This window comes from Leuconostoc sp. (genome assembly GCF_965300815.1).
Genome location: NZ_CBDKZH010000003.1, coordinates 30,536 through 37,634, shown reverse-complemented (window position 1 = coordinate 37,634; position 7,099 = coordinate 30,536). Strand labels below are relative to the sequence as shown.

At 43.7% G+C, this 7,099-nt stretch carries 7 protein-coding genes; 3 read left to right on the top strand and 4 right to left on the bottom strand.

Annotated features, from left to right (window positions below; genetic code table 11):
- On the top strand, window positions 1–801 hold an 801-nt coding region (metK, locus tag ACW12G_RS00640; RefSeq protein WP_455647044.1), incomplete at its 5' end, for a methionine adenosyltransferase.
- Between the two features lie 32 nt (window positions 802–833).
- Entirely contained in the window at window positions 834–1,772 is a 939-nt protein-coding gene (locus tag ACW12G_RS00635) for an ADP-ribosylglycohydrolase family protein (protein ID WP_455646651.1), read from the top strand.
- Between the two features lie 41 nt (window positions 1,773–1,813).
- On the opposite strand, the gene ACW12G_RS00630 is transcribed toward ACW12G_RS00635, so the two are convergent.
- The 4 genes from ACW12G_RS00630 to ACW12G_RS00615 form a co-directional block, all read right to left on the bottom strand.
- Window positions 1,814–2,743, bottom strand: a complete 930-nt coding sequence (locus tag ACW12G_RS00630) for a diacylglycerol/lipid kinase family protein (RefSeq protein ID WP_129873741.1) — start codon at window positions 2,741–2,743, stop codon at window positions 1,814–1,816.
- A gap of 70 nt (window positions 2,744–2,813) precedes the next feature.
- Window positions 2,814–4,331, bottom strand: coding sequence for a phosphoenolpyruvate carboxylase (ppcA, locus tag ACW12G_RS00625; RefSeq protein ID WP_029509592.1), 1,518 nt, complete (start codon window positions 4,329–4,331; stop codon window positions 2,814–2,816).
- A gap of 163 nt (window positions 4,332–4,494) precedes the next feature.
- Window positions 4,495–6,177, bottom strand: coding sequence for a ribonuclease J1 (rnjA, locus tag ACW12G_RS00620; RefSeq protein ID WP_146975579.1), 1,683 nt, complete (start codon window positions 6,175–6,177; stop codon window positions 4,495–4,497).
- Between the two features lie 3 nt (window positions 6,178–6,180).
- On the bottom strand, window positions 6,181–6,393 hold the full coding sequence (locus ACW12G_RS00615; protein ID WP_455646649.1) for a DNA-dependent RNA polymerase subunit epsilon: 213 nt from the start codon (window positions 6,391–6,393) through the stop codon (window positions 6,181–6,183).
- Window positions 6,394–6,546: 153 nt separating this feature from the next.
- Here ACW12G_RS00615 and ACW12G_RS00610 point away from each other — a divergent pair, with 153 nt between their 5' ends.
- Window positions 6,547–7,092, top strand: a complete 546-nt coding sequence (locus ACW12G_RS00610; RefSeq protein WP_147001015.1) for an LOG family protein — start codon at window positions 6,547–6,549, stop codon at window positions 7,090–7,092.
- Window positions 7,093–7,099 lie beyond the last annotated feature (7 nt).

Here is a 7,099-nt window from a genome sequence, read left to right as displayed (position 1 = left end):
GATCAAGGCATGGTCTTTGGCTATGCCACCAACGAAACGGATAATTACTTACCGTTAACATTGGCCTTGTCACATCGTTTGATGCGTCAAATTCGCGATGTCCGAGAAGCTGGCACATTAAATTACTTGCGCCCCGATGCTAAGGCAGAAGTGAGTGTGGAACTGGATGATAACAACCAAGTGTCGCGGATTGCGGCAGTCGTTTTGTCAACGCAACACGATGAAACAGTCACTTTGGACCAACTGCGAGAAGATGTCCGTCGGTTAGTGATTGATCCTGTTTTGCCACAAGAGTTGGTTGACGATGAAACGATTTACTACATTAACCCATCTGGTCGTTTCGTTCTTGGTGGTCCACAAGCAGATTCTGGTTTGACAGGTCGTAAGATTATTGTCGATACTTATGGTGGGGCGGCCCATCACGGTGGTGGCGCATTTTCTGGTAAGGATGCCACTAAGGTCGATCGCTCAGCGGCTTATTTTGCCCGTTATGTGGCTAAAAATCTGGTGGCTGCCGGTGTTGCTGATAAGTTAGAATTGCAAGTTGCTTACGCAATTGGCGTGGCACAACCCGTGTCATTAAACATTGAAACTTTTGGCACAGCTAAAATTGACGAAGATAAAATTCGTGACATTACGGCACAACTCTTTGATTTCCGACCTTTGGCCATCATCAATCATTTAGATCTCCGTCGTCCAATTTATAAGCAAACAGCCGCGTTTGGTCACTTTGGCCGGACAGATATCGATTTACCTTGGGAAGCATTGGATCAAGTCGACAAGATTAAAGCATTGATGTAAATGCTGGTATTTTGAATATGTTAGAATAGGGTATGGCTAAAAAGCAAGCGACAATTCAATTTTTAATGTTTGGTATTGCGGTCGGCGAGAGTATGACCGTGCTATCTAACAGTGAACAAGGGATCTTACTGTCCGATCCAACCCATTTTAAGCAAGAGCTACGCTGGGGGTCACATACGAGTTTGTCATTGACGACCGTTGCGAGTTTATCACGCGGTTATCAGTTAACTGACGTGATGAATCATTTCCAAAATTGGTATAAAAAGCGCCAATTTGCACCCGAACGAACGCGTCAACGCATTGATGTCGTTACTAAAAAGGCGATGGATAATTATAGTAAAAATCGAGACACGCTGGCTTCTGGTATTTTAGAAGACGTGGCGGATAGTGAAGATATTTTAGTTCGGATGTTACCCGTTGCATTATATTTGCATCATGAATATGGCGTGTCATTTATTAATGATGAATCCGCCATGTTGACCCTACATCGCATTGCAGGCTTAACGCATAATGCAGAAGGTGCCTTGGTGAGCGTGGGGATGTTAAACCTTATTGTGAGCCAGATTCTTGAAAAACAACCCATTCGGGATGCCGTGGAAAACGGCTTGGCCTTTGGCTTTGAATATTATTCTCGCCATAAGGTTTTTGAATCAGAATTAAACGCATTTGAGGAACTTAACTTGCCGGACTTTGCTAATATTCCGGTTGGTAACATCGTGTTAGATGGTCGCAGTGCCAGCACATTAGAAGCGATTATTTGGTCGTTATTAAATAGTCAGAACTATACTGAAGCGATGAAAAATGCCTTTATGCACGGCCACGCCAATAGTATTGTGCCAACGGTTGTTAGTGCCATTGCAGCTATTATTTACCAAGAAGATTTGGTCATTCAAGCTAGTGAACATTTGACATCACGGAAGTTGATTGTCAGTGTGACCAACCAAGCAGAACGTTTAGGGCGATTCAATTAAGAAAAAGCGTTATCTCTATTAACAATAGAGATAACGCTTTTTTAGAGCCAAAATGGATAGGATTGATAATCAATGGTCAAACCAAAAGTACTAGGTTGCAATGTTTCACCATCAACTTGGCCTGGTTGCATGTCACGAACGTAAATTTGTGTGCCGTGTTGGAGCGGGATAGTTGTCACGTTTGGGTGAGCAAGATGACTACCATCCTTTTTTAAGGCCATAAATAACTTTAGAAACTGGAGAAATGACATCTTTTTGGCGATGACGAGATCGAGACCTTCCTGAGTTAAATCAGCCGTTGGAAGTAGCGCAATACCACCACCAAAAAAGGGTTGGTTGGTAATCGTCACCAAAAACGCCTGAGTAAACTGTTGGTACTGATCGCCAGTCATGACAGTCATTTGGAAGGCTTGTTGTTGGAAAAAAGCAGCTAAAGTTGTGGCTAGATAACTGAAGTTTCCTAACCCTAGACGGTTCAGCCGTTTTTTCCAAGGTGATTGGTTGGTGTGATCAACCACTAACGCATCAAACCCAATGCCCAAATTGTTAATGAAGTATCGCGTTGTCTGATACAGCCCATCATCTGTCATCCGACCGACATTGAGTTGCTGGGGCTGGGTTGTCTGTTTAAGATGATACAGCGCCTCGCTGGCCGTCCCTAGGTGCGCTGCTCGGGCAAAGTCATTACCCGAACCAAGTGGGATATAGGCTAAGGGAATGGGGGCTTCACGTTGGGTTTGTAATAGGCCATTTAATACTTCGTTTAAGGTGCCGTCCCCACCGATTGCTAAAACAACCGCCTCGGGGTCTGTGACCGTATTAGCGATATTTTTTGCCAATTTGACTGCGTGGCCAGCATATTGGGTATCGGACCAGCGCACGATTGTGCGTAAGTGTTTAATTTGACTGATAATATCGCCGTGTGCTTGGTTACCAGCCTGAGGATTGTGAATCACGTAAAAATTCGGCATGATGGTTATTCTTTCGATAGAAACTAATTTCATTGTAACAAAAAAAGCCCCAAAGGGCTATGTGTGGTGATTATCCTAAGAAGTGGCGGAGTTGCGCCATGCGGTTAATTAAAGCCGTAATGGCAATTGGCGCACCTTCTTTAATTTGCACAACTTGCAAAGCGATTTCGGCATGCTGTTGTTCTTCACGGGTTTTAGGACCAATTTCAAGGTCGAAAATATCTTTGACAATCATAATGTCGCGTTCAACATCAGCCCAAGCAGGACTTTGTGTCTTCAAGATTGCGAGTGCATCGAGATTGACAAAGCGGGCGAGTTCACGGAAGTCATCCTTCATACTTGGGTAATTCCGGACAAACGCTGACAGATGATCAGCATTTAAGTTTTCAAGGGCACGGCCAAAGCCGATGAATTCTGGTGGCACACCGATTGAATAAAAGGCACCGGTGAAGTTGATGGCACGTGGTAATTCAATACCGTCAACAGAACGTGAGTAACCTAAGACACCAACGTGTTGGCGACGGTCACGACGCTTTGGGAAGGCCTTGAAAATCGGTTGCATATCAGGCACCAATTGGTCTAGGGTGTGCGCATAAAATTCAGCTGATTCTTCAGCGACTTCGGCTAAGATTTTTTGGTCAGCAGCTGAAATCTTCAATGGTTCAGCGGTTGGCAACTTTTCCTTTAGTTCGGCAATCGCTTGTTGGACATCAGCAATTGGGAAATCATAGCGGAAAGCAGACTGAACTGTTGCCGTACGAACACCAGGGAATTCTTTGACGTAACGATCAATACGGTGTGGTGACAAGCCACCACGGAAAATCGCTGAGCCAGTCCCTGAAATTGGATAAATTTCAATGTTTTCTTCACGGGCAAATTCATGTAAGCGCGCAATGGCTAACTTGTTACCCGTAATTGAGCTCATGAAACCAGCTGTCAACGCTGAATCAGATCCAGCCAGGAAAACACGCATATACTTTGGTCGGAATCCAAAATGTTCTTCATGCAACTTGAGGTAGTCTTTCAAAATTTCTGGTGCGTGAAGTTGGGTGTCAAAATCCTCAAATAGGGGAATAATTTCAATATAAGGGGTGTTTTTATCTGAACGGGTAAACTCAACTGACTTAAAGTTGGCTAGCTTTTCAAACAAAACTTGCATCTTTAGCAACTGATCAGCGCGTTGTGCCATTGGCAAAATGGCTTCAAATAATGGCCGTTGTTCAAAGCCTAAATCATGCGCGAAATCTTCTGAACTTAAAATGGCAGTCATTGCCTGCATCAAGTTATAGCCTTTTTCTTCCCAAATGTTTGGGAAGCGGAACGTCAAGAATTTATCACGACCAATTTGTTGGTCTTTAAAGTAATCATATTCGGTGCTAAATAGGCGATCAATGACGGCAGCATCGGCGTGCTTACCTTCCCAATCCCACATGTATTCATCAACATTTAATTCACTGAAATTTTCAAAAGCTTCGTTCATTTCGCGATAGGCGCTGATAAAAGGTTGTTGGGATGCATCCCAGAAAGGTGCATTCGCATTATCGGGGTGTTGCGTACCCATAATCGTAGGGATTTTTCGTTGTGTCATGATGGCTCCTTCATATTGTACTTCTACTATTCTAGCATATTGGGCTCGGTTTAAAAATGTTAATGTCAAGTTTTATACGTTGACCTCTGCATAAAAGAAAATAATGTTCGGTATTTATCGATGCAAGGCAACAAAAAAACACCCACAAGCGGGTGTTTTGTCGTTAGACCATGATCAACATTGGTAAGATCATTGGCTTACGTGCTGTTTCACGATACAAGAAACGTGATAAGTCATCAATAACGGCTTGACGAATATCAGCTTCAGTGGCGTTAGCGTTATTCATCACACGACGCATCGTGCCAAAAATAATCCGACGGCCTTCATTAATTAAATCACCAGACTCACGCATGTAAACAAAACCACGTGACAAAATATCTGGGCCAGAAAGAATTTCTTTTTTCTTTAAGTCAATAGTTGCCGTCACCACGACCAAGCCATCTTGTGAGAGCTTTTGACGATCGTGCAGGACAACTGATCCGATATCACCGATACCTGAACCATCAATGTAAGTGTCTTCGCCAGGGAAATGCCCCGCAATACGGGCATTTTCGCCATCAAGCGCTAAGACATCACCATTTTCCAAAATAAAGGTGTGATCTTCTGGAATGTCGAGTTCATGTGCCAATGAGGCATGAACTTTCAACATCCGGTATTCCCCGTGCACGGGCATGAAGAACTTTGGCTTCATGAGGGCTAACATCAACTTTTCTTCTTCTTGGCCACCGTGACCAGAAGTATGAATGTTGTTGACCTTACCATAAATGACATTAGCACCGCCTTCTTCCAGTTTGTTAATCACTTCATTGACTGAAGCGGTGTTACCTGGAATAGGAGATGATGAGAAAATAACGTTGTCATTTGGCTTCAAGCGAATTTGCTTGTGCGTTCCTTCAGCAATACGAGCCAAGGCAGCCATCGGTTCACCTTGTGAACCAGTTGATAAAATCAACAGTTCATCATCAGGGATATGCTTAATCTCAGATTGTTCAACCAGCATGTCATCTGGAATGTTCAAGTACCCTAAAGCACGACCATTGTTAACAGCTGATTCCATTGAACGACCAAAGACAGCAATCTTACGCCCATGAGCAATCGCAGCATCAGTCGCCATGCGGACACGGTTCATGTTTGAAGCGAAAGTCGCAAAGATGATACGACCCTTTGTAATTTTGTCAAAAATTCGGTTAACCGATTTGGCCACCCAGGCTTCTGACTTGGTCCATTCAGCACGTTCAGCGTTGGTTGAATCACTCATCATGAGTAAGACACCTTTTTCACCAAGACGCGCCATTGACCACAAGTTAGGTGGCTGCTTTGTTGTTGGTGTGAGATCGAACTTGAAATCACCAGTTTCAACAATTGTCCCAACTGGGGTGTGCACCGCAACACCAAATACATCAGGAATTGAGTGGGTTGTCCGGAAGAATTCAACACTTAGTTTATCAAATTCAAGGACAGTCCCATCCGTAATCTCGTGTAATTCAACGCGGTTGAGCAGCTGTTTTTCTTCGAGTTTGTTCTTAATTAACGCCATTGCTAGTGGCCCAGCATAAACTGGGACGTTAACAGCTTGTAAAAAGTAGGCGATTGCACCGATATGGTCTTCGTGTCCGTGGGTGATAACCAGTGCTTTCACGCGATCGATATTATCGACTAAATAAGTATAGTCGGGAATAACGTAATCGATACCAAGTAGTTCATCTTCGGGGAACTTAATACCCGCGTCAACAACGATGATCTCATCTTGATACTCAATACCATACGTATTCTTACCGATCTCGCCTAAACCGCCTAGCGCATAAACGCCGACTTCGTTTGGTTTAATATCTACAGAATATGTCATAGTTTAGAATGTTGTGATTTCGAAGTGTGGGTTAGCTTTTTCGTAAGTCAATGCCTTATCTGAAAGTTCTTCGATAAATTCAACGTTGTAGTTGGTATTGTCTTCAATAATTTCCCGTGCTTGTGGCAAGCTTTCTGCCGACAAGTAGAGTGAAAGGGTTGTTTCACGCTTGGGATTGCGTTCAGGATGTTCCTGGTAATAAACTTTGTAAATCATAATGCCTCCAAAATATCGTTAATTTTTTAATTTGTCACGAACGAAAACCTATATTATAGTGTACCACATAGCACGCGAAAACGGGAATGTTGTCGGCTTATTACTTGATTATTCCCATTATCATTGTTAAATTTGATGTAGGGGAGCAAAGAAATGGCAGTCAAATCGATTACAGTTTTTATGGGATCGCAACTCGGCGCAGATCCAGAATTTACAACAATTGCTACGGCGTTGGGTGAAGCACTCGCCCAACGGCAGCTCACGCTTGTTTATGGGGGTGGGCGAGACGGGCTCATGGGTGTTACGGCGCGAGCCGTGATGGCCCATGGTGGGCAAGTCATTGGTGTGTCGCCACACAATTTAGCAGAAGAGACGATACCGGCAGCTGACATTACAAAATTGATTACCGTTGAGACGATGTCTGAACGTAAAGAATTACTGATGTCACTTGGTGATGCGTTTATTGTTTTACCGGGTGGATTTGGCACACTTGAGGAATTAGCTCAAGTGTTGAGTTGGGCAAGAATTGGCTTACATCACAAACCACTCGTACTATTAAATGTGAATGGTTACTATGACCATTTGTGGGATTGGCTAGCAGATAGCGTAACGGCTGATTTTGCCACACCAACGGATTTGGCAGCGGTGCGATTATACCAAAGTGTTGACGACGCGTTGCGCTATCTTGCTACCATTTGAAGGTATG

Bases quoted from the DNA above. Each gene is read 5' to 3' on its own strand.
- ACW12G_RS00635 (WP_455646651.1), top strand. From the start codon at position 834: ATGGCTAAAAAGCAAGCGACAATTCAATTTTTAATGTTTGGTATTGCG.
- ACW12G_RS00630 (WP_129873741.1), bottom strand. From the start codon at position 2,743: ATGCCGAATTTTTACGTGATTCACAATCCTCAGGCTGGTAACCAAGCA.
- ppcA (WP_029509592.1), bottom strand. From the start codon at position 4,331: ATGACACAACGAAAAATCCCTACGATTATGGGTACGCAACACCCCGAT.
- rnjA (WP_146975579.1), bottom strand. From the start codon at position 6,177: ATGACATATTCTGTAGATATTAAACCAAACGAAGTCGGCGTTTATGCG.
- ACW12G_RS00615 (WP_455646649.1), bottom strand. From the start codon at position 6,393: ATGATTTACAAAGTTTATTACCAGGAACATCCTGAACGCAATCCCAAG.
- ACW12G_RS00610 (WP_147001015.1), top strand. From the start codon at position 6,547: ATGGCAGTCAAATCGATTACAGTTTTTATGGGATCGCAACTCGGCGCA.